At 49.7% G+C, this 23,120-nt stretch carries 19 protein-coding genes and 4 other annotated features; of the genes, 12 read left to right on the forward strand and 7 right to left on the reverse strand.

Features of this window, described 5'->3' with window-relative positions:
• Positions 1-2: 2 nt before the first annotated feature.
• The 5 genes from Psfp_RS15360 to Psfp_RS15380 form a co-directional block, all read right to left on the reverse strand.
• On the reverse strand, positions 3-686 hold the full coding sequence (locus tag Psfp_RS15360) for an electron transport complex subunit E (protein WP_134219425.1): 684 nt from the start codon (positions 684-686) through the stop codon (positions 3-5).
• Positions 686-1,285, reverse strand: coding sequence for an RnfABCDGE type electron transport complex subunit G (locus Psfp_RS15365; protein ID WP_134219426.1), 600 nt, complete (start codon positions 1,283-1,285; stop codon positions 686-688). Before Psfp_RS15365 ends, Psfp_RS15360 begins: the two co-directional genes overlap by 1 nt.
• Positions 1,282-2,238 (reverse strand): RnfABCDGE type electron transport complex subunit D, encoded by a 957-nt coding sequence (locus Psfp_RS15370; RefSeq protein WP_134219427.1) that lies wholly within the window; start codon positions 2,236-2,238, stop codon positions 1,282-1,284. The genes Psfp_RS15365 and Psfp_RS15370 overlap by 4 nt, the downstream gene beginning before the upstream one ends.
• Positions 2,238-3,548: an electron transport complex subunit RsxC gene (gene rsxC, locus Psfp_RS15375; protein WP_134219428.1), complete on the reverse strand. Its 1,311-nt coding sequence runs from the start codon at positions 3,546-3,548 to the stop codon at positions 2,238-2,240. Before rsxC ends, Psfp_RS15370 begins: the two co-directional genes overlap by 1 nt.
• 412 nt (positions 3,549-3,960) lie before the next feature.
• Positions 3,961-4,398 (reverse strand): universal stress protein, encoded by a 438-nt coding sequence (locus Psfp_RS15380; protein WP_134219429.1) that lies wholly within the window; start codon positions 4,396-4,398, stop codon positions 3,961-3,963.
• A gap of 175 nt (positions 4,399-4,573) precedes the next feature.
• Positions 4,574-4,633, forward strand: a sequence feature (sodium ion sensor (DUF1646 type); this cis-regulatory element may regulate processes involved in with the transportation of sodium ions).
• A 192-nt stretch (positions 4,634-4,825) separates the two neighbouring features.
• Positions 4,826-4,885: a sequence feature (sodium ion sensor (DUF1646 type); this cis-regulatory element may regulate processes involved in with the transportation of sodium ions), on the forward strand.
• Positions 4,886-5,097: 212 nt separating this feature from the next.
• Positions 5,098-5,157 (forward strand) — a sequence feature (sodium ion sensor (DUF1646 type); this cis-regulatory element may regulate processes involved in with the transportation of sodium ions).
• A gap of 180 nt (positions 5,158-5,337) precedes the next feature.
• On the opposite strand from Psfp_RS15380, the gene Psfp_RS15385 reads away from it, so the two are divergent.
• From Psfp_RS15385 to glgP, 7 genes are all read left to right on the forward strand, one after another.
• Positions 5,338-6,744 (forward strand): ArsB/NhaD family transporter, encoded by a 1,407-nt coding sequence (locus tag Psfp_RS15385; protein ID WP_134219430.1) that lies wholly within the window; start codon positions 5,338-5,340, stop codon positions 6,742-6,744.
• 451 nt (positions 6,745-7,195) lie between these two features.
• Positions 7,196-7,254: a sequence feature (sodium ion sensor (DUF1646 type); this cis-regulatory element may regulate processes involved in with the transportation of sodium ions), on the forward strand.
• A 194-nt stretch (positions 7,255-7,448) separates the two neighbouring features.
• On the forward strand, positions 7,449-8,852 hold the full coding sequence (locus Psfp_RS15390; RefSeq protein WP_134219431.1) for an ArsB/NhaD family transporter: 1,404 nt from the start codon (positions 7,449-7,451) through the stop codon (positions 8,850-8,852).
• A 364-nt stretch (positions 8,853-9,216) separates the two neighbouring features.
• Positions 9,217-9,597: a NusG domain II-containing protein gene (locus Psfp_RS15395; protein WP_134219432.1), complete on the forward strand. Its 381-nt coding sequence runs from the start codon at positions 9,217-9,219 to the stop codon at positions 9,595-9,597.
• A gap of 192 nt (positions 9,598-9,789) precedes the next feature.
• The gene (locus tag Psfp_RS15400) at positions 9,790-10,311 is read left to right on the forward strand and encodes a Gx transporter family protein (RefSeq protein ID WP_134219433.1); all 522 of its coding nucleotides are present in this window, start codon (positions 9,790-9,792) and stop codon (positions 10,309-10,311) included.
• A 15-nt stretch (positions 10,312-10,326) separates the two neighbouring features.
• Positions 10,327-11,076, forward strand: coding sequence for a molybdopterin-guanine dinucleotide biosynthesis protein B (gene mobB, locus Psfp_RS15405; protein WP_134219434.1), 750 nt, complete (start codon positions 10,327-10,329; stop codon positions 11,074-11,076).
• 5 nt (positions 11,077-11,081) lie between these two features.
• Positions 11,082-11,828: a phosphotransferase gene (locus tag Psfp_RS15410; protein WP_134219435.1), complete on the forward strand. Its 747-nt coding sequence runs from the start codon at positions 11,082-11,084 to the stop codon at positions 11,826-11,828.
• 526 nt (positions 11,829-12,354) lie between these two features.
• Positions 12,355-14,892 carry an alpha-glucan family phosphorylase gene (gene glgP / locus Psfp_RS15415; protein ID WP_134219436.1) on the forward strand — a complete coding sequence of 846 codons (2,538 nt, stop codon included), beginning with the start codon at positions 12,355-12,357 and terminating at the stop codon, positions 14,890-14,892.
• A gap of 732 nt (positions 14,893-15,624) precedes the next feature.
• Here glgP and Psfp_RS15420 read toward each other — a convergent pair.
• Both Psfp_RS15420 and Psfp_RS15425 read right to left on the reverse strand, forming a co-directional pair.
• Positions 15,625-16,233 carry a DUF5317 family protein gene (locus tag Psfp_RS15420; RefSeq protein WP_134219437.1) on the reverse strand — a complete coding sequence of 203 codons (609 nt, stop codon included), beginning with the start codon at positions 16,231-16,233 and terminating at the stop codon, positions 15,625-15,627.
• 12 nt (positions 16,234-16,245) lie between these two features.
• Positions 16,246-17,532 (reverse strand): HD-GYP domain-containing protein, encoded by a 1,287-nt coding sequence (locus Psfp_RS15425; RefSeq protein ID WP_192895460.1) that lies wholly within the window; start codon positions 17,530-17,532, stop codon positions 16,246-16,248.
• Between the two features lie 170 nt (positions 17,533-17,702).
• On the opposite strand from Psfp_RS15425, the gene Psfp_RS15430 reads away from it, so the two are divergent.
• The 5 genes from Psfp_RS15430 to Psfp_RS15450 are packed head-to-tail and all read left to right on the forward strand — an operon-like array spanning position 17,703 to position 22,783.
• On the forward strand, positions 17,703-19,313 hold the full coding sequence (locus Psfp_RS15430) for a peptide ABC transporter substrate-binding protein (RefSeq protein ID WP_134219439.1): 1,611 nt from the start codon (positions 17,703-17,705) through the stop codon (positions 19,311-19,313).
• Entirely contained in the window at positions 19,314-20,240 is a 927-nt protein-coding gene (locus Psfp_RS15435; RefSeq protein ID WP_134219440.1) for an ABC transporter permease, read from the forward strand.
• On the forward strand, positions 20,237-21,076 hold the full coding sequence (locus tag Psfp_RS15440; RefSeq protein ID WP_134219441.1) for an ABC transporter permease: 840 nt from the start codon (positions 20,237-20,239) through the stop codon (positions 21,074-21,076). Before Psfp_RS15435 ends, Psfp_RS15440 begins: the two co-directional genes overlap by 4 nt.
• Positions 21,069-22,031 (forward strand): ABC transporter ATP-binding protein, encoded by a 963-nt coding sequence (locus Psfp_RS15445; RefSeq protein WP_192895461.1) that lies wholly within the window; start codon positions 21,069-21,071, stop codon positions 22,029-22,031. Before Psfp_RS15440 ends, Psfp_RS15445 begins: the two co-directional genes overlap by 8 nt.
• Positions 22,028-22,783 carry an ATP-binding cassette domain-containing protein gene (locus Psfp_RS15450; RefSeq protein ID WP_192895462.1) on the forward strand — a complete coding sequence of 252 codons (756 nt, stop codon included), beginning with the start codon at positions 22,028-22,030 and terminating at the stop codon, positions 22,781-22,783. Before Psfp_RS15445 ends, Psfp_RS15450 begins: the two co-directional genes overlap by 4 nt.
• The last annotated feature ends 337 nt before the right edge of the window (positions 22,784-23,120 follow it).

Consider the following 23,120-nt stretch of genomic DNA (forward strand, 5'->3'; position numbering starts at 1 on the left):
ACTTACAACCCCCTATTACAATCTGCCGACATTCCGATTTGCTGACAGCCGGCGGCGGAAGGACATCCCTCGCAGCCGAAGTCTGTTTTCTCGATGGCTTTGCCTTTGGAAACATAATTTATCAATGCCACCAGGCAACCATAGGTAAAGAAAGCGCCGGGAGCCAGCATGAAGACCGAAATAGGGTCGTACAGATTGGCAGTCAGCTTGAGGCCCATCCATGCGCCTGAACCGAGGAACTCACGAATGGAACCCATCAAAAACAAAGCAAAAGTGAATCCAAGCCCCATGCCAATACCATCGAAAGCTGAGTCAATGACCTTATTCTTACTTGCAAACATTTCAGCCCGTCCCAGGATGATACAGTTCACTACAATTAGAGGTATGAACAAGCCCAGGGCCTCATTGATCTCCGGGGCGTAGGCCTGCAGCAGCAAGCCGACTATGGTGACGAAACCCGCGATGACTACGATAAAGCTGGGGATCCGGACCTTGTCCGGAATAATGTTTTTCAAAAGAGCGATCACGATGTTGGAAGAAACCAGGACCGCCATGGTAGAAAAGCCCATTCCCAGACCGTTGATGGCCGAAGTGGTAACCGCCAGGGTCGGGCAGGTACCCAAAAGCAGGATCAACACCGGGTTTTCTTTAATGATGCCGTTTGTTATTAAGCTCAGCTTGTTCATTATTTAGCACCCCCTAACGATTTGTATTGGGCCAGGGCTGTCTCTGTCGCGCGGAAGATTGCATTAGACGAGATCGTCGCGCCGGTAATAGCGTCTATCTCTGTCTCGCCGGGTTCGGCAGACCGGGTAATAGCTTTCTGTCCCTGGTATTGCGAGAGATATTCAGCGGTCATGGCCTTGGTGCCGAGACCGGGGGTTTCACTGTGTTTGGTCACTTTGACGCCCGTGATGGCGCCCTCGCTGTCGATCCCGACCATGACTGTGATCTGCCCGCCGAAGCCTTTGTCCAGAGTGGTTAACACCATACCGGCTCCGTTGTCGGCCTTATAGACCTCAGCCACGTTTTCCGGGAGCTGGGCATTTACTTGAGAGAAGGAACCTTGCCCTTGCGGCAGTACCTCGCCTCTGGCGATGTTGGCGTTGCGAGTATTGATGTCCGCTATGACCGGCGCCGTAACCTGATAGGTAAACGCCAGGGCGGCGGTTACGACCAGGCAGATGAGCAGCAGGACCAGGGAGGGCTTGATCAGTTCTTCGAAACTCGATGTCTTTATAGTCACAACCTGCACGGCTTCAGCTTTCATATCTTCGGTTTTCATATCTTCACACCTCCGTAAGTCTTTCTTCTAAACAGCATGTCGATTTGAGGTGTCAGTATGTTCATCAGCAGGATCGCAAAGGATACGCCCTCCGGATAGGAGCCGTAGAGCCGGATAACCATAGTCATAAGACCGCAGCCGATGCCAAAGACGATTTTGCCCGTTGTGAGGTGCGGAGAAGTCGTATAATCCGTTGCCATAAAGAATGCGCCCAACATCACGCCGCCGGCGCAGATGTGGAAGATCGGGTCCTGACCCGCCAACAAGGCAAAGATGAATACCGTGCCGATAAAAGCCAGCGGGATCCACGGCTCGATGACTTTTCGCCATAAGAGATAGATGCCGCCAATTAAAAGCGCGATTGCGCTGGTTTCACCTAAAGAGCCGCCGACAAATCCGAGGAAGAGGTCCATATTGGAGGGCAGGGAGCTAAGATCTGTCCCCATATTCAAAATACCAAGGGGTGTCGCTCCGGTCACTGCGTCGGTAGTTCCCAGGAGGTTACTGGGCAAGGGCCATGTCGTCATGGGAGTTGCAAACGATACCAGCAGGACGACGCGGGCGGTAATGGCCGGGTTGGCAAAGTTTTGGCCGATCCCTCCAAAGATTTGCTTGACGACCACGATAGCCACAAAGGAACCGACCACCGCCATCCAAAAAGGTAAAGACGACGGAAGATTGAAGCCAAGCAGCACACCGGTCACCACGGCGCTTAAATCTGTGATAGTACTGTCCTTTTTGGTGATATATTGGAAGCCGGCCTCGAACAGGACGCAGGCTGCGACACAGGTGACCGTTAGAAGGATGGCTCTGGAGCCGAAGATGACGCCGGACATGATAAAGGCAGGAATGAGAGCGATCAATACGTCCAACATAATTCTTGTCGTGGTTACATTGTCCACGATATGCGGGGAGGAAGATACAATAAGAGTTCCTTGATTATAACGGCCCATTATTTTTTACCTCCTTCCATAACTAGTCGTTTGCCCAGTTTATTGGTGAAAGCCAGCTGTTTTTTCGCGGGGCAGACATAAGAGCAGCAGCCGCATTCCATACAAAGATTCACGTTCAGCTTCTGCAGCTGCTCAACATCCTTAGCGTCGTAGGCTTTTGCCAGCAGGGTAGGCATGAGCAGCATTGGACAGGCCCTGATACAGCGGCCGCAGCTGATACAGGGTGTTTCTTTAGGCAATGTGGCTAATTCCTCGTCAAAAGTCAGGATGCCGCTGGTGTTCTTGTTCACGGTCATCCCGTCGTCGTAGACGGCTGCCCCCATCATCGGCCCGCCCATGATGATCTTTTTGGGAGTTCTTTTGTATCCGCCGCAGAATGTTATCAATTGACTGATGGGCGTTCCGATCGGAGCCTCCACGTTCTTGGGAATACGGATGGCGTTGCCGCTCACTGTGACCTTCTTTGAGACCAGAGGCATTCCTGTTTCAATAAAGTTCTGCAAAGCGACCACGGAGCTGATATTCGAAACAATCGCGCCTATGTCCGCGGGAAGCTTGCCTATCGGGATCTCTCTTCCTGTGGTCTCGTAGATTAAAACACGTTCCCCGCCCTGGGGATAAACGGATCTGAGCTCCATTACCTCGATCTCCGGGTTATCCTTGACCATTGCCCGCAGCTTGTTGATCGCCGGAGCCTTGTTGGATTCGATGCCGATGATCCCGCGCTTGATCTTGAGGTATTTCAGCGTGTTTTTCAGGCCGTTGATCAGCAGTTCCGAGTTTTCCATCATGGTCCGGTAGTCGGCGGTGAGGTAAGGCTCACATTCGGCGCCGTTGATGATGAAGCTGTCCACTTCATCGAGGTTCTTGGGGTTGAACTTGATGTGGGTTGGGAAAGCGGCGCCGCCCAGACCTACCAGACCGGAAGCGCGGACCGCCTTGATAAAGCTGTCCTTGTCGTCGATTTGCGGGGGAGCGAGTCCTTCCAGAACTTCCTGTTTTTTGTCCGTCGTGATCGTTACGATCAGATCCCAGACGCCTGACATGGTCAGGCTTTTGTCGATGGCCGTCACTTTACCTGAAACACTGGAATGAATGGGGGCGCTGACAAAGGCATCGGTGTCGCCGATAACCTGGCCCACCTTGACGAGATCTCCCACCTCCACCTTGGGCTGGCAGGGAGCGCCGATATGCTGTACCATGGAAATGTACACCTTATCGGGCACCGGCATTTTTTCCGTAGGGCTTTCCGCGGTATACTTATAATGCTCTACATGGATCGCCGGGAGATGTTTGCTGAAAATGCTCATTCGTTCCCTCTCTCCTTACGATTTTTGACCCGCCACGCCAAACAGTTAAACGTGTTCGGGGTGAGCGGATCATAAAAAATCGATATTTGACACGTCGCTATTATATCACAAAAGATGTGAAAGAGAAGAGCAAAAACTTTAAACCGGGCATGGAAGAACAACTTAAAGAGCAAGTATTTCTTGAATTTGTTGTGGTAGCTGATTTCTGCCTTCTTATTAAGAAGTTGTTGAGTTTATTGGTATTGACTACCGGTAATTGCTATTACGATTAACCTTTGCAGCCCATACCAGGGGTTTCCATTCATGCCAGCCGTTGTTTGCTATTTTGCAATTTTATAGTTATTTATAATGATTTTATGTAGTATAAATTATAAATACAGCAAACAGCAATAAAGATGTGAATTTATTCGCCCTATTCCTTGGTGATCAGCACCGGCTGCCGGGCGTGTTGGAGGACATAGTTGGATACGCTGCCCAGACCCAGCAGGAACCTCTCCACGGTACCCCGGTTGGCCGAACCCATGACGATCAGGTCCATGCCTTCCTCTTCAGCATAGCGGACAATAGCCTCTCCGGGACGCTCCTGCAGGATGACAGAAGAGACCGGGATACCCTCTTTTTTAACTCTTTCCACCGGCTCCTTCAGCGCCTCCACAAAATAATCGCGGCTTTTCTCTTCCAGATCCTTAAGCATCTCAGGACTGGCGACAGATGAAATAAAATCAGTCATTTTTGCCGAAGTCAGCAGGTAAATCCCTGCCTTGTTCCCCTTGGCAATCTCGATGGCGGTTTCCAGGGCTTTTTTTGCCTTGCTTCCGTTGTCATAAGCGACCAGAATTTTTGTGATCAATGTTGCTCACCTCCTATAGTCTATAGTAATCTTATTTCGCTGCCGACAGGTACATTTTCCTGCAAGATGTTAAAAATTTTTTCCGGTAATGTCTTGACCTGACCACAAATGTTACTATAGACTATAGGAGATAATGATAAAGTTTACCGTACTAAGCGCATATCGGTTGTTAACGTGTTGGACGGACCTGAAAGGTCCGTTTTCAAGGAACTTAAGGCTTCTGGGGTGGGAAGTCAGTTTCTGATTTCACCACCTTTTAAAGGGACTTGAGGGCTTTTTTAGGGGGGGATATGAAATCGGATTTTTTATTTTTATCACCCTGTTATAACCCCCGGCATATGGACGCCGTTTCAATCGCACAATGACTGAAGTATAGCAGAGCCATATGATCAGGTATACCGTGGTAAGTGCATAACGGGTTTCAACGTGTTGGACGGACCTGAAAGGTCCGTTTTCAAGGAACCTAAGGCTTCTGGGGTGGGAAGTCAGTTTTCTGATTTCACCACCTTTAAAAGGAACCTGGGCTTTTTAAGGTGGGGTATGAATCAGATTTTTTATTTTTACCATCTTGTTTTATTTCCCGTAAATATGGGTAGATTTTAGGTATTTAAATTGTTACAAGAGGTGAGTACAATGACCGAACCATAGCAGTGCAATAGGATAGAGTATACCGTGCTAAGCGCATAACGGGTGTTAACGTGTTGGACGGACCTGGAGGGTTCGTTTTCAAGGAACTCAAGGCTTCTGGGGTGGGAAGTCAGCTTTCTGATTTCACCACCTTTTAAAGGAACCTGGGCTTTTTAAGGTGGGGTATGAAGTCAGATTTTTTATTTCACTGTCTTGTTTTATTCCCCAACAAATGCTGGTGCGATTTCAATCGTACAAAAGCTTTCACGAGCAGCTTAAGATATAATAATTTTACATTATGAGGTGAACACAATGCTCGAACAGTACCAGTCAGTTATAGCCATAGCAATTTTTCTAATTACGTACGCGATCATCGTTTCCGAAAAAATCCACCGTACAGTGATAGCCCTGCTAGGGGCGGTAATGGTGATTTTGCTGGGGATTCTCCACTTGGAAACAGCGGTGGAGGCCATTGATTTTAACACCATCGGTCTCCTGGTGGGCATGATGATCATTGTCGGCGTCACCAGGAAAACCGGTGTTTTTGAATACCTGGCGATCAAGGCGGCCAAAGCGTCCGGGGGAGCGCCGCTGAAGATCCTCGCGGCTCTCGCCCTGGTCACGGCAGTCCTGTCGGCTTTCCTGGATAATGTGACCACCGTCCTCTTAATTGTACCGGTCACCTTCGCCATCACCAGCCAACTCAAAATCAGCCCGTGGCCGTTTCTGTTTACCGAAATCTTAGCGTCCAACATCGGCGGCACCGCCACCCTGATCGGGGACCCGCCGAACATCATGATCGGCAGCGCCACCGGACTTGGCTTTATGGACTTTGCTTTTAACCTCACCCCGGTTATTATAGTCGTATATGTTACGACGATCTTTTTGCTCCAGTTCCTCTACCGGGATAAACTGTACGCGCCGGAACAGCTGAAAGCAAATATTATGCTTATGAACGAGCGGGATGAGATCAAGGACGCTGTCCTCCTCAAAAAATGCCTGGTGGTCCTGGCGCTGACCATTTTGGGCTTTGTCCTGCACCAGTACGTCCACCTTGAATCCTCGGTCATCGCCCTGGCCGGCGCGAGCCTCCTCTTATTGATTTCCGGAGAAGACGTCGAACACGCCCTGCAGGCGGTGGAGTGGCCCGTGCTGTTCTTTTTCATCGGCCTGTTTGTAATCATCGGCGCGCTGGAAGAAGTCGGTGTCATTGAGATGGTGGCCAAGTGGGCACTGGAAACAACCGGCGGCAACATGCTGCCGACCGGCATGTTGATCCTCTGGTTATCGGCGATAGCATCGGCCTTTGTTGACAATATCCCCTTCGTCGCGACCATGATCCCGCTCATCCAGGACATGGGACGCCTGGGTGGGATTGCGGACCTGAACTTTCTCTGGTGGGCGCTGTCGCTGGGCGCCTGCCTGGGCGGCAACGGGACCCTTATCGGCGCCTCCGCCAACGTGGTAGTCGTCGGCATGGCGGAAAAGAGGGGCGTCCGCGTTACCTTTGTTGAATTTATGAAAGTGGCCTTCCCCCTGATGCTGTTGTCCATCTTGATCTGTACCGGCTACCTGCTGCTCTTTTATTTCTTCGGCCACCTGGTAGCGGCAGGAGTGGCGCTGGGTCTGGGAATAGTCCTGTTGGTTCTGTCAAGGTCCCTGAACGGCTTGCTGCTAAAGGGGGGCAAAAAAGAGGCCACCCAGCCCGTTGAGTCATAAAATAAGGAATGAATTCATACGCACATTGATGCCAAAGAAAAACACCGCATGCCGGTGACTGACAACTGAAAAAGAAGAGGGTATCCCGGAAGCAAAATTTCCGTGATACCCTCTTCTTTTTTTTGACCTGCCAAAAGATTGCTTTACGATTGACTTTCATGATAAATAGAAATAAAATTGAAAACATTAATCACTAAATATTTTCCTTTCCAGCTACTGCGCAGCTCAGGATCCGCAACAGATGATATGGTTGCCGTAAGCTATCAGATTTTTTGCTCAGACCATACACCTATAGTTATAGTAACCTTATTTCTCTACCGGCAGGTACATTTCTCTGCAATACTGTAAAAATTTTTTCCGGTACCGTCTTGACCAGACTGCAAATGTTACTATAGACTATAGGGGGTGTATGATCAAATTTGCCGTGGTAATCGCATAACGGGTGTTAACGTGTTGGACGGATCTCAAAATCCGTTTTCAAGGAACCTAAGGCTTCTGGGGTGGGAAGTCAGTTTTTTCTGATTTCACCATCTTTTTTTATTCCCCCAACAATGTGGACGCGATTTTAATCGCATAAAAGCTGCGCAGCTGCTTAAGGGATTTGTTCATTCCTTTGGGTCTTCGTGCGAATGAATTTGCGCTCACATTGTGATGAGTATGCCATTTTTATATTTATTCGTAAAACATTTACATGAGGTGATCTAATGCCCGAACAGTACCAGTCAATAGTAGCCATAGCAGTTTTTCTAATAACTTACGCGATCATCGTCTCCGAAAAAATCCACCGCACGGTGATAGCCCTGGTAGGGGCAATGGTGGTGATCTTGCTGGGGATACTCTCCTTGGAGACAGCGGTGCATGCTATCGACTTTAACACCATCGGCCTCCTGGTGGGCATGATGATCATTGTCGGCGTCACCAGAAAAACCGGTGTATTTGAATACCTGGCGATCAAGGCGGCCAGAGCGTCCGGGGGCGAACCCCTGAAGATCCTCGCCGCTCTCGCCCTGGTCACAGCGGTCCTGTCGGCGTTACTGGATAATGTGACCACCGTCCTCTTAATTGTACCGGTTACCTTCGCCATCACCAGCCAACTCAAAATCAGCCCGTGGCCGTTCCTGTTTACCGAAATTTTAGCGTCCAACATCGGCGGCACTTCCACCCTGATCGGGGACCCGCCGAACATCATGATCGGCAGCGCCACCGGACTTGGCTTCATGGACTTTGTTCTTAACCTGACTCCGGTTGTTGTCGTTGTATATGTGGTGACGGTCTTTTTACTACAGTTCATCTACCGGGATCAACTGGACACGCCGGAAGAGCTGAAGGAAAATATTATGCAAATGAACGAGCAGGATGAGATCAAGGACGCCGTCCTCCTTAAAAAGTGTCTGGTTATCCTTGGGTTGACCATTTTGGGCTTTATCCTGCACCAGTACGTCCACCTTGAATCCTCGGTCATCGCCCTGGCGGGCGCGAGTTTCCTCTTATTGGTTACCCGCGAAGACGTCGAACACGCCCTGCAGGTGGTGGAGTGGCCCGTGCTGTTCTTTTTCATCGGCCTGTTTGTAATCATCGGCGCTCTGGAAGAAGTCGGTGTCATTGAAATAGTGGCCAAGTGGGCACTGGAAACGACTGGCGGCAACATGCTGCCGACCGGCATGCTGATCCTCTGGCTGTCGGCGATAGCCTCGGCCTTTGTCGACAATATCCCCTTTGTCGCGACCATGATCCCGCTTATCCAGGACATGGGGCGCCTCGGCGGTATTGCGGACCTGAACCTGCTCTGGTGGGCGCTGTCGCTGGGCGCCTGCCTGGGCGGCAACGGGACCATCATCGGCGCCTCCGCCAACGTTGTGGTCATCGGTATGGCGGAGAAGAGGGGCGTCCGCGTCACCTTTATTGAATTTTTCAAACTGGCCTTCCCCCTGATGCTGATGTCCATCGCGATTTCCACCGGCTACCTGTTGCTCTGGTATTTCCTGGGCCACCTGCCGGCGGCAGGGGTGACGCTGGGGATCGGCGTTGTCCTGGCGGTGTTGTCAAGGTCCCTGAACCGCCTGCTGCTAAAGAAACCCAAAAAAGAGGCCCCCCGTCTCGAACCTTAATTTTGCGCGAATTCATTGGCGCATTGACCACAAAGAAATACAGCACAAACTGCGACTAACTAATGAAAATGTAAGGGGTATCCCGGAAGTAAATATGAGGGATACCCTTTTCCTTTATTTGACCTGCCAAAAAAGATTGCTTTAAGACTGACTTTGCTTTACGATTAATTTTAAGGCGTGGAAACAAAATAAAAAAACATTAATTTAATAATATTAATAAAAAAGCAGCACATGGTAAACCTCTGGAGCTGTTTACGCAATTTAACAACACCTTGAAAAAATGGGTCCAAATAAGCTGCAAGATAAAATAAAGCTGTTAAAAAAATAAATACTGGTTCAGCATCTATGAACTTTGGAGATAACAATGCAAAACCTTAATCGTTATATAACTGCCGCCCTCTTAGCCCTGGCTCTGATTAGTTTTGTGTTTTTGTACCTGTCGCAGCGCCAACCGGCAGGAGAAGGCTTAACCGTAGAAATATACAAATTTGGTCAGTTGTACCGGCAAATACCGCTGTCTGAGGCCACCGATGAGGAAATTAAGGTTACGGATTCAGACGGACATTATAACGTGGTGGAGATAAAAGACGGCCGGGTCAGGGTTAAAGAAGCCGATTGCCCCAATCAAATTTGTGTTAAGACAGGCTGGTTGAGCAAGCCCGGTCAAATATCCTTTTGTGCCCCAAACAATCTGAAAGTTGTTATCAAAGGAAAGTCTACAGGTGTGGACGCCACTTCCTACTGAGCTTAGTCGTAGGCCGTAGGGCGCAAGGCGTAACAAATAATAGCAGGGGATTATCCCCCTACCTTTTTAAAAAATCTTACGCCCTACGCCTGACCCAGATACAAATCAGTATGAGCCTACGCCCTATGACTGACCGGTAAGAAATTCAGTATATAAAGCAATGATAATCTTCAGTGTAAAGGTGGACTGCCGGTGTTTAGCACAAAACGTATTGTAACGATTGCCATGTTTGTCGCATTGGCAACGGTTATTAGCATAGTGGAAAGGTCCATTATTATTCCCGGTGTGCCTCCCGGGGTGAAGCTGGGACTGGCCAATATCGTAACTTTATTGTCAATATTAGTTTTGGGGTACAAAGATGCCTTTCTTGTTGTCGCTGTCAGGTGTATTTTGGGGTCTTTATTGGGGGGCAACCCGGTCGGTTTTTTATTTAGTATTACCGGAGGTATGTTGAGCACGCTGGTCATGTCCGTCATGTGGCGCTATCTAAAAAAATATGTCAGTATTGTCAATATCAGCGTGATTGGCGCCATATGCCATAACATAGGTCAATTATTTGTAGCAAGTGTACTGGCTCAGGATTTTCATATTTACATTCTTCTGCCCGTATTAATGATATCCGCTGTGATAACCGGATACAATGTCGGCCTATTAACAAAGTATGTATACAAGTCCTTGTATGACAGGAACATAGGGGGTTACGGAATACCTTAGGAAAGGAAGAATTGCATGAAAGCTTTTTCAGTTTTTGGGGTTACCCAGTCCGGTAAAACGACAACTATTGAAAATATTATTGCAGAATTAAAAGAAAGAGGTTATAGTGTAGGTTCGGTTAAAAATATTCATTATGAGGACTTTATCCTTGATGTGGCGGGGAGCAACACCTGGCGGCATAAACAGGCGGGCTCGGAGATGATTGTGGCAAGAGGCTTTAAGGAGACAGATATCCTTATCCCGCGGCATTTGGGGATAGACAAGATATTGCGCTATTTTGATCACGATTACGTTGTTATTGAGGGGGTAGCCGATACCATTCTGCCGAAAATACTCTGTGCCGGCAGCGCTGAGGAAATCGACGAGCGGTTGAATGATTTGGTTTTTGCGATTTCAGGCCGTATTTCCAATCAGACATCGGCATATCACGGTGTCCCGGTGATAAACACATTGTCTGACGCGGGTAAACTAGTTGACTTGATTGAGGAAAAAGTTACTGATATAATGCCGTTTGTCAACGGGCTGGAACAATGCGGCGCCTGCGGCAGCAATTGCAAGGATTTTGTTGCGAAGGTTCTAAAAGGTGAGGCGGCGCGGGAAGAGTGTGCCTTTGTGAAGAGCGGGGCAGCTGTCGTTATTGGCCAAACGGAAATAGCAGTTGACTCATTGCTGCAGGCTAAACTGGAGGCCTTTCTGGAGGTTCTTTTTTCTAAATTGCATAACTGCGATCTCAGCGAGCAAATAAAAATATCAATAAGGAAGTAGTGATAATGGAGGATAGCGTCAATAAGCTGGAACAAGCTCTGGGAGTAAAGGTTGTATACAGTGAAAAGAGATTCAGCAGGCGCAATAATGTTATTTTTGTTGAAGCGGTTACCGCAACAAATGTAACCCAGCGGTATATCATCAAGGAACATGTTAACTCGTCAACAGGAAATGAGGTATTTATTTTAAATGCTTTGAATAAACAGGGGATCAATGTGCCGGACGTTATATGGCATGATAACAACATCATTATTATGCCATATATTCAAGGCGTTTTGTTGGTGGATTTACTGATAGACATCGAAATAGAAGAGGAGTTATGGATTGGCGAGCTTGCGAAATGGTTGCGTAAGTTGCACGGGTATATGAATATATCCAGTCAGGTATGTTTGTGCATGTCTGACTTAAACTTGCGTAATTTTATCTTTGACGGTCAAAAGTTTTTTGGCCTGGATTTTGAAAACGTGTGTTTTTATCCCCCGGAGAGAGACCTTGGCGGAATATGCGCGTTCATATTAAACAACCACCCAATGTTTGAAAATTGGAAGTACAGAATTTGCAACTCACTGATCCGGGCTTACGAGGCCTTGCTGCCCGGCGACGGAAGCATGACTAAACTTGATCATGATGCGATATGGTTTTATTTAATTGAGGAGCTAAAGGCAGCCGCCGGGAGGAGAGCAAATCAACGCCACTATTTAAATGCCAAAATAGAAGAGTTGAGTTACAATAAATTCTTTAGCAATGAGTGACAATGGGGACGGTTCTCGTTGTCACGCTTTCTCTTGAGAAGCGTTCGAAAAGTCTCTGGAGTAGGGGGTCCGGGGATTTCCTCCGCTCGCTACGCAATTCTACTTTTGTGCAACTAGAGCATCATGCCCACCGCATCTACAGACGGCCGCCCGGCAGCTACGCGCTATTTAGGCTTTGCTGCATGCCTGCACGCGCTAAGGAACGCACCCAGGTGCAGGTTTATACTGCATTTCTTACCGTTCAGTCGTAGGGCGTATGCTTATACTGACTTGTATCTGGGTCAGGCGTAGGGCGTAAGGTTATTAAAAAGGTAGGGGGATGAGCCCCTGCTATTATGTTTTACGCCTTACGCCTTACGTCCAACGGCTATTTTTAGCCCCCTGCCCGCAAGTAGGGGCTTTTCCTTGTGCGCCATTATTTACCTTAGCCTGGAGCGTCTTAAATGGTGTCGAAATATAAATATTAAGAAGGAATATGACCTGAAGGGAAGAATAGTGTCCTGTTAAGTTGTAGGGAGGTTGCCGTATGTTTCCTTTTCGTGTTGTCTCCGTGACTCCCAAGCTGCCCGCGTCAATCTGCAGGCTAAAAGAATTGGCTTATGATTTCTGGTTTTCCTGGAAACCGGAGGCTATTGAATTATTCAGGACGGTTAAGCCCGACCTGTGGCGCGAGGCAGGCCATAACCCGGCCAGGTTTCTGATCAAAGTGTCAAGCGAAGACCTGGAAAGGGTCGCGCGGGACGATGACTACCTGGCCATGTACAGGCGGGTTTTTGAGCTTTATGACCGCTATAAGTCGGAAGAAACCTGGTTTGCCGAACACTACCCGGAGCACAAGGAAGATGTCGTCGTCTATTTTAGCGCTGAATTTGGGCTGCACGAGTCCCACCCGATTTATTCCGGGGGGTTGGGGCTGCTGGCCGGGGATCATTGCAAATCGGCCAGCGATCTGGGTCTCCCTTTCGTGGGAGTCGGACTTTTGTATAAGCACGGTTATTTTACCCAGAAAATTAATGCTGAAGGGCGGCAGGAGGCGGTTTACCCCCACCTGAATTTTATTGAACTGCCCATTACCCCTGTGTATGATGCAAAAGGCGGCCACCTCACGGTCAAATTGGAATTGCCGGGCCGGGATATTTTTATCCTGGTATGGAAGGTGAAAGTGGGCAGGATCTGGATTTACCTTTTGGATGCCGACACTCCCAAAAACACGGGCGATGACCGCCGGTTGACCGGGACGCTCTATGGGGGGGACCACCAATACCGTGTTGCTCAGGAAATCCTGCTGGGGGTCGGCGGGGTCAAAGCCCTGTATGAAATGGGCGTATTGCCGCGTGTCTGGCACATCAATGAGGGTCACGCGGCCTTCCTGATCCTGCAGCGGATCAGGGAACTGGTGGCCAAAGGGCTTACCTTCAACACCGCCAGGGAAGTGGTGCGGGCCTCGACCATTTTCACTACCCACACTCCCGTACCGGCCGGTCACGACGTGTTCAGCAAAGAAACCATTGAAAATTTCTTCGCCCCGGCCGCAAAAGATATGGGCGTTGAACTGGAAACCTTGCTGGAACTGGCCTGGGATCGTGAGCGGGAGGGTTTTAATATGACCCTGCTGGCCTTGAACAATTCCTGCCTCTGCAACGGGGTTAGCCGGCTGCATGGCAAGGTTAGCAGGAAAATGTTCCTGGGGCATTACGACGGCCTGCACCCGGAGGAAATACCCATTACCGCCATTACCAACGGAGTGCACCTTGAGACCTGGCTGGCCAAAGAATTGAGGGACTTATACTTTCGCTACCTTGGTAAGGAATGTGTGGAAAAAGTCGGGCCGGAAATCTGGGAAAAGGTGGAAAATATACCCGACGAGGAGCTTTGGAGGGTGCACCGTTTCCTGAAAGTGCAAATGATTGACTTCGCGCGCTCCTCTTTAAAAAGACAACGCATGCGCAATTACGAGCTGTCCAAGAGGATCCACGAGGTTGACGAGTACTTAAGCCCGGATGTGCTGACAATTGGTTTTGCCCGGCGTTTTGCCACCTATAAAAGGGCTGCGCTATTGTTTCGCGATCCCGGGAGGCTAAAACAGCTGATCAACCATCCGGAGCGGCCCGTGCGGTTTGTCTTCGCGGGCAAGGCGCACCCGGCCGACATGGCCGGCCAGGACCTTATTAAGAGAATATACGATTTATCCAACGAACCGGATTTCAGGGGTAAGGTTTTGCTCCTGGAGGACTATGATATCCATATGGCCCGCCACCTCCTGCAGGGTGTCGATGTGTGGATGAATACCCCGCGGCGGCCCATGGAGGCCAGCGGCACCAGCGGCCAAAAGGCCGCCTTAAACGGCCTCATAAATATCAGTACCCTGGACGGATGGTGGCCGGAAGCCTACGACGGCAACAACGGCTTTGCCGTCGGGACGGAATGTAATTACCTTAATGAAGAGACCCAGGACCAGGAGGACTGCCATTCCCTCTTCGTTACCCTGGAAGAAAAGCTGATCCCGATGTATTACCGCAGGGAAGCCGGGTTGCCCCGGGAGTGGGTCAGGATGATGAAACACAGTATCAAGACCATTGTCCCGGTTTTCAACACCCACCGGATGGTGGCTGAATACACCAATAAGTTTTATATCCCGGCCGCCCGCAGAGGGAATGATTTCAGAAACAACAATTATGAGCAGGGTGAAAGGGTTAGCCGCTTAAAACAGCTGCTCAGGGAGCACTGGGACCAGGTCAAATTCGTCCGGATCGAAACCAACGGCGCCCCCAAGATGTACACCGGGCAAAAGTTGGAAGTCAAGGTCGATATAGACCTGGGGCAGCTTGACCACGGCAGCGTCGCGGTGGAACTGTTTTGCGGGAATGCCGTGGACTACGGGTTAAAGCGTATCAAAAGGGTTGTCATGGACCATATTGAAGAGATCGGCTCCGGTGTGCATCGTTTCAGCGGGAGCCTGGTCCTCCCTCAGGGAGGCCTGGGCTATACCGTGCGGGTGAGGCCGGCAAGCCCGGATTTTCCGTACACGGAACTGCCCCTGGTCAAATGGGCGCCGGGATTTTGAGAAGTGAGACGTGGGACGTGGGACGTGAGGACCGGAGACGTAGGAGATATGGGGTTCTGGCACTGCGTAGCTGAGTCGCAGGGCGTAGGGCGTAAGGCGTAGGATGCAGACATTTCTTTGGGGTCAAAGGTAAGATAAGGGGGGGTTATCATTGTCTACATAGGCAATGATAACCCCCCTGTTTCATTGTCACAATAAGTGTTCTCGAAAAGGCTTGACTATTACGCCCTACGCCTGACCGGTAAGAAGTGCAGTATAAGCCTGCATCTGGATGCGTTGCTTAGCGCGTGCGTTGCATGCAGAAAAGCTCAAATAGCGCGTAGGTGCCGAGGGGCTGTCTGTAGATGCGGGCGGTATGATGTTCTAGGTGCACAAATGTAGAATTGCAAAGAGAGCGGAGGATAACCCCAGACCCACTACCCTAGAGGCTTTTCGAGAAAGACGGACAGAGAGAACCTCCCCCTGTTTCATTGTCACAAAGAGTGTTCTCGAAAAGGCTTGACTTGCGGGCAGGGGGTTGTCCGGAGTGAACGGAGCACCTGGATGCGTTGCTTAGCGCGTGCGTTGCATGCAGAAAAGCTTAAATAGCGCGTAGGTGCCGGGGGGCAGTTTGTAGATGCGGGTGATATGATGCTCTATTTGCACAAATGTAGAATTGCGAAGAGAGCGGAGGACAACCCCCTGACCACTACCCCAGAGGCTTTTCGAGAACGCAAGACATGTCTGTCTTAATCAAGGGTTGTCGTTGCTGCGGTATCCGATGCTGGTGAGGATACCGTTTTTCCTTTTAACAGGAGTCTTGAGAAAGAACCAGACGAAAATGCAGCCGCCAATGGTAATCAGGACATCCCCGACGCTGAACACCTTGGTTATAAAAATCCAGTGCGGCATGAGAAAAATATCAGACAGGTAGTAGAGCTTAGTTTGCGGCCCGGTGGCGATATAGTTATAGGCCGGCAGCCCCTGGTTGATTTTTTCCAGTTCCTCGGCAGAAGCGATCAGCATGAAATATTCACGCTTTAAGGGCATGTAGCCGCCGTTAAAAAATATCGCGGCCAGGTTGCTTAAAAGGCCCAGGCCGATTAAGGCGAGCCCTCTCAGCCCTATGTTGAGGATAACAAAAAGAACGACCAGACCTAAGGAGAGCATATATAATTTGGGAGCCAGCAGGTCGGAGATGCCCAGTGTGTAACGCAGGTTGGAATTCGTAACGATCTTTAGGGCTACGGCCGCCAGAACGAGCCATGGAAACCTGAACTGTATGTTTTTCAAGTTGCTCAACCTGCCGCCGGTGAGCAAGGCGACAGCAGCAGCTAAAAGTACCACGATTACAAAAGCCATATATTTCCTCCTCTAAATAGCATCACTCTTTAATTTAACTCCAAGCTCATTTCTGACGATTTGCACAAAGACCTCTACAATGTCGGGATCAAACTGGGTGCCTGAATTGTTGATAATTTCTGTAAGGGCTTCCTCAACGCTCATTGCTTTACGGTACGGGCGGTCGGAAGTCATGGCGTCGTAACTGTCCGCGACAGCCATAATTCTTGCCCCCAGAGGTATCTGATCCCCCTTTAGCCCGTGCGGATAGCCTGTCCCGTCGTACCTTTCGTGGTGGTGGAAGACAAACTTGGCGCCGGATTTGTAAAATCGCAGGTTGCTGAGAATTGTAAAGCCGATCATGGCATGGTCGATAATTAAGTTTCTTTCTTCAGGTTGAAGACGCTGGTTTTTCAAAAGGATTGAGTCCGGCACGGAAATCTTTCCCAGGTCATGCACCCTTGCCGCGGTAATCAGGGTTTCATAATCGCTTTGATTAAGTTTTAGCTTGTTGGCAATTGCTTCACAGTAATTGGCCACCCGGTAAGAGTGCTGAGCGGTATAGGCGTCTCTTTTGTCAATAATGTCGGCCAGGACTTCGATGGTATTCTTGGTTTCGGTGCGCAAAGTCATATAATTGTCGAAACTGAAATGAGCCATAGCCAAAGGAAGCAGCAGGATTATGATTGAAAGTGGTTCATAGTTGTACAGGATGACAATCAAAAGACTTACCGGGACTAAAGTGACAAAATGGATCATCTCCAGCTTGACGTCGTTGGTCAACTGACGAAGCCACCTGGTCCCCTGGCTTAATGAAATTACCGTAGATACCAGCAGGAAGTTGACGACAACATAGGTCAGGCAGCTCAAGACCATAGCAAGAAAATCCGCTTTTAATTCAAGGGGGCCGGAGCCCGATCGCACAAGATGATAGATAAACCAGGAACAATAAATAGTTACAGCGTACTGGCTGACGTTAAACAGCATCTTTTTCCAACCGCGGCGGCCGATGATGTCGGTGATAATATTGGCAACGGTGGAAGACAGGATGGCTATGGGAACTCCAAACAATATCAGGGCTGAAATATGGACTGCGAATGATACTGTCAGCTGATCATTATTCGGCATGGAGATGGGTTTAAGTTCTGTAGCCGTACTAAACAGCAGCCAAAAGATATAAACCCAAAGCATGTCGGTGTTCCAGACCAAGGCGGCTTTAAAGATAAGGTATAAACCCAAAAGATTGATAATGAACTGAAATATGCCAGCAGGATTTATAAATCCCGAATACTTATGTTTTTTGACGCTGTCGACTGACATTATGTTACTTCCTTTTAACGTAGGTCGAGGAGAATATTTCTGACAAAATGTGCAAATCCCTTCCCAAACGACATCATTTTTAAAAATTTTCTTCATGCGGGAGGGAATTATCAAAAATATGGAGAAATAACCAATTTAATAATGACAACGTATACAGGGGGTATAGGGTTTTGAACAAGCTTACAAGGCTGTTTATTTATATTGTCTTGGTGGTCCTGGCCGCCGGGTGTTCCCCCTCGAAACCCACACCAAACCAGACTGTCCAGCAGACCATCAGGTACAACATCGGCGCCGAGCCGGCCACTCTTGACCCGGCCCTTTCTACCGGAGTTACGGAGCAAACTTTGGAGAACGCCCTGTTGGAAGGTCTGGTACGGATGGACCGCGACGGTAAACCTTCCCCGGGCATAGCCAAGAGCTGGGAGGTTTCAGAGGACGGCAAGACTTATATCTTTACGCTGAGAGAGTCCACCTGGACTGACGGGGAGCCGCTTACAGCCGAGGACTTTGTCTACTCCTGGCGGCGGGTGCTGGATCCGGAAACCGCTTCACTTTATGCCTATCAGCTTTATTACCTGGTCAACGGCGAAGCTTTCAACGCCGGCAAAGTCAAAGACCCGGCTGAAGTTGGTGTCCGCGCCGAGGGAAAAGACAAGCTAATCGTCACCTTAACGGAGCCTGTACCCTATTTTCTATCGTTAACAGCGTTTCCCACCCTGTTTCCCGTCAACAAAAAGGCTGTTGATAAGGACGGCGCAGGCTGGGCTCAAAATCCCGCTACATTTACCGGCAACGGGCCTTTCAAATTGACCGCATGGGAGCACAATAAGCAATTTATACTTGAGAAAAATGAGCGCTATTGGGACCAGGAAAGCGTGAGGCTGAAAAGCCTGGTGGTTACCCTGGTCGACGACTCCAACACCGAGTTGGCCATGTTTGAGAGCGGGCAGATAGACATTGCCGAGACGCCACCCTACCGCGAGGTGGAGCGGTTGGCCAAGAGCAACCTGCTCAAGCTGAGCCCGGACCTTTCCAATGAATTCTACATGTTCAATACCAATCTACCCCCCTTTGACGATGTCAGAGTCCGCCAGGCGCTGTCTTTGGCTATCGACCGCGAAGCCATGGTCAGCAAAGTGACCATGGGCGGGGAAAAGGCTGCCTATGCCTTTGTCCCTCCGGGAGTAAACGGGCCTGCCCCGGGCCAGGAATTCAGGAGCCTGGATGAAAAGCTGATCGCAGGGTTCAACCCGGCTGAAGCCAGGAAGCTGCTGGCAGAAGCGGGTTACCCCGAAGGCCGTGGTTTTCCCAAGGTCAAACTTCTTCTTAGCAACAACCAGAACCACAGGCCCGTAGCCGAGGCCATTACGGGAATGTGGAAGGAGACCCTGGGCATCGAAGCGGAGATTATTGAGCAGGAGTATAAAGTCTACTTCAGAACCCTCGACGAACGGGACTACCAGGTTGCCCGGGTGGGCTGGAACGCGGATTACAATGACCCCATGACCTTCCTGGACCTGTGGGAGACAGACGGCCCCAACAACCAGGCGGACTGGAGCAACGAAGAATATGACCGTTTGCTGGAAGAGGCCAGATTGGCCAAAGACCCCCGCGCCCGTATGGACGCCTTTTTAAGGGCGGAAAAAATCCTTATGGATGAGCAGCCAGTTATGCCTGTTTACTACTACACCAATCCTTATCTGGAAAATGACAACATACAGGGCGTTATCCATCCCAGCTTTGCGTTCTTCGCGGATTTTAAGTGGGCTTCCGTTAATTAAATGGCCGGCTATATACTAAAAAGAGCTGTTTTCAACCTGGGAGTCATGTTTGTGGTGGTGACTCTCACCTTCTTCCTGATGCGCCTATTGCCGGGGGATCCTTTTACAACCAGGCGGGTTGCGCCCGAAATTAAGGATAATATCCTTGCCAGGTATGGACTAAACCAGCCTCTGGTGACCCAGTATACCTGCTACCTTTACAATTTGGCCAGATTGGACCTGGGTCCGTCACTTAAGTATCCGGGGCGCTCGGTCAATGACATTATCAAGGAATCGTTCCCCGTTTCGGCAACGGTAGGCCTCCTGGCCCTATTGCTGTCGATCGTAGTGGGTGTGAGCCTGGGAGTCGCCTCAGCGGCGCTCAGGAACAAATGGCCGGACCGTTTGGTGCTGGTATTGGCGACGCTGGGGATGTCTGTGCCTAATTTTGCCCTGGGAGCCGGCCTAATTTATATTTTTGCTCTGAAACTCCGTTGGCTGCCGGCAGCCATGTCCACCAGCCCCGTAGGACTGGTTCTGCCGGCGCTTACCCTCGCAGCTTTGCCGGCGGCTATAATCGTACGCCTGGTAAGGACGGAAATGATTGAGGTGCTGGATAGGGACTATATTGTCGCCGCCCGGGCCAGGGGACTGAACTCCTGCTCGGTGCTTTTCAGACATGCCCTGCCCAATGCCCTTTCCGGTATGGTCCATTACTTGAGCCCGCTGGCTGCGACCCTCCTGACGGGAAGTTTTATTGTCGAGAAAATATTTGCCCTGCCGGGACTTGGCCAGTACTACGTCACGTCCGTGGGCAACCGTGATTATAACCTGGTGGCCGGGGTAACCATTTTTTATACTTTTGTATTGCTGGTTTCAACCTTTCTGGCAGACGTCCTGATTTTTTTAATTAACCCCCAAAGCCGGGTCAGGGATGAGGTAACATGATGCTCATCGAGACCTTGAAAAACAGGCTGGTGTTGGCCTGCTTAATCCTGATCGGGCTGTACGCGGTCGTATCCATCGGGGGTACGCTATTTTTTCAATATGAACCCAACAGCCAGGATTTGCTCCAGGCCAATACCGGGCCCGGCGCCGTCCATTGGCTGGGAACCGACTACCTGGGCCGGGACCTGCTGGCCAGGATCGTCTACGGAATCAGGATTTCACTTACGATTGCTTTCTTTGCCACGCTTATCAACATCACAGTCGGATTTCTGGTGGGCAGCGTTTCAGGCCTGCTGGGAGGACTGGCTGACCGCTTGCTTATTGGTATGGTTGACATTTTTTGGTGCATCCCGCCCTTCTTAATTGTGGTAATGCTTACCGTAGTTCTGGAGCCGGGGATAAAGAACATTTTTATCGCCCTGGGCCTGGTATTGTGGATACCGACCGCCAGGATGATCAGGGGTGAAGTCCGCGTTATCAGAAACTCGCCTTTTATCAAATTTGCCAGGCTGAACGGGGCGGGTAGTTTTCAGATTATGGCTCGCCACATTCTCCCCAACTGCATTCCGGTCCTTCTTACCACCGCAGCTTTTTCGATCCCGGACGCGATTATGGCGGAAGCTTTTTTAAGTATCGTCGGCTTAGGCGTACAGGCGCCCAACGCCAGCTTGGGCGTATTGATTTCCGACGGACTACAGTCATTCAGGGTTTACCCGTGGCAGTGGTTTTTTCCGGTCCTGACCCTAACCATGCTTGTGCTATGTTTCAACATACTGGGTGACGCGTTGCATGAGGCATACAGTTCCAAGGCGAAGGGATTGCTCGAACATGATTGACGTAGCGGATCTTAGCGTCAGCATTCGTAAAGATAAGGCGGTTATCCCTCTGCTGAAAGATGTCAGTTTCAGCCTGGGACCGGGGGAAACTCTGGGTATTATCGGTGAATCGGGCAGCGGTAAAAGCCTGGTCACCTATACCTTACTGGGGTTGTTGAACCATACGGCCGGCTTGGAGGGAAATATAGCGGTGTGTGGCTGCCGCAACCTTCTCAAGGCCGGCCGGAAGGAAATTCGCCAACTAAGGCGTCAGAAAATCGGGTATGTTCCCCAGAACCCGCAAGGGTCGCTGACCCCCACGCGAAAGATAGAAGCCCAAATGCAAGAAGTGATTGCCGTAAAAACCGGTTTGCGGCGGAAAGAGGCGGCAAATTATGCCGCGGAACTGCTGGTTAAGGTTGGCTTCAGTGAGCCCGGCCGGATCTTAAGGATGTTCCCTCACCAGTTGAGCGGGGGTATGTGCCAGCGAATTGCTGTGGCCATGGCGATCGCAGGCAGGCCCGAAGTCATACTGGCGGATGAGCCTACATCATCTCTGGATCTGTTGTCAAAAATCGAAATTATGACACTGCTGGGGAAAGCTCAGAAAGAATACAATTTTGCCATGGTCCTGGTGACCCACGACTTAGGTATAGCTCTGAAATATTGTAGTACACTGGCTGTTCTTTACAGCGGTCGACTGGTGGAGATGGGTGACACCAGGGAATTGTGTTTTGATCCCCGGCATCCCTATTCTAAAAACCTGTTTGGCTGCTTTTTTAATGAGAGGAAGGGGCGGGAGAGCGCATTATTTCATGGCGAACCGCCGGTTCTCAACGACCGGGCGCCGGGTTGCCGTTATTTTGCCTGCTGCCGCGAGCGTATAACGGCATGCGAAGTACAAGAGCCGGTTCTTATTCGGATAGGGACCGGCCAGGTGGCATGCTGGCTTTACGATGGGGGCGAAAACCAGTGAGAACGGGATCACTGCTGGCTGCGAGGGAGCTTTCATTTTCCTACCCGGGTTCGGCGCGCAGGATTTTGCAGGACATCAACCTCAATTTGGACGATGGGGAGATATTGGGGATACTGGGTGAAAGCGGCTCGGGAAAAACCTCTCTGTCCCTCGTCCTGGCAGGATTTGAAAGACCCGTTTCAGGTCGTGTCTTATTTAGAAGCTTAAGTATAGCTCAAAGTAAAAACTACCGGGATTACCGGCGCAGTATCCAGTACCTTTTTCAAAACCCCAGGAGTTCGGTCAACAGGTACAGGAACATCTTCGATATTGTTGCCGAGCCGCTGTCTTACCGCGGATTCCACAAGGGGACCAGAGAAGCTCTGGCAGCTGAGGCGCTGAAGTTGGTGGGACTGGAATACGGCCGTTGGTATGATTACCCCGACCAGTTCAGCCTTGGCCAACTCCAGCGTATTTGCCTGGCCCGCGCCATCACCCCCAGGCCAAAGTTGATTATCTGCGACGAGCCTTTTTCAGCGCTGGATATATCGAGCAGGGCCAGGATGGAACAAATATTTGTTGAGTTAAACAAGAAAAACGGCATCGCGTTTATCATCATAAGTCACGAACCCAGGACTCTGCTGAAGCTGTGCCATAAAATCATGGTGCTGCGGGAAGGCCGGCAAACAGACTTCTGGTATGTGGGCCAGGAGCAAAGTCTTGATGATTACACCGAAAAATTAATCTCTGCGGAAGATATTAGGGGCAAATAAGTAAAATTGCCTAAATACTCTGTGTTGGCTAATAAAAAAGACACTATATCTGTAAAGCTCAGTAAAAAGACCTCTAATAGGTAGTAGGTTTAGTTTGTTGTTGCTTTTTTTAATATCTTTATATGAGAGGGGTAGCAAGTGAAGATTTGCTGTAAATTGTTGAAAAAAGTTGAAATGTTTTTGTAGACAAGTCGTCAATGTTGATATATAATCTCATCTTTGACAGTTAAAAAATATAAAAAGCTTGAAAGCCCTGTGTTTGCAAGGTGTTCAAGCTTTTTTGTATTTTAAAAAAGTGAGTAATTTTTTTATTTCTTAGTAGTGGTCAAAATTTTTT

Source organism: Pelotomaculum sp. FP (assembly GCF_004369245.1).
GTDB classification, from domain to species: Bacteria; Bacillota; Desulfotomaculia; order Desulfotomaculales; family Pelotomaculaceae; genus Pelotomaculum_C; species Pelotomaculum_C schinkii.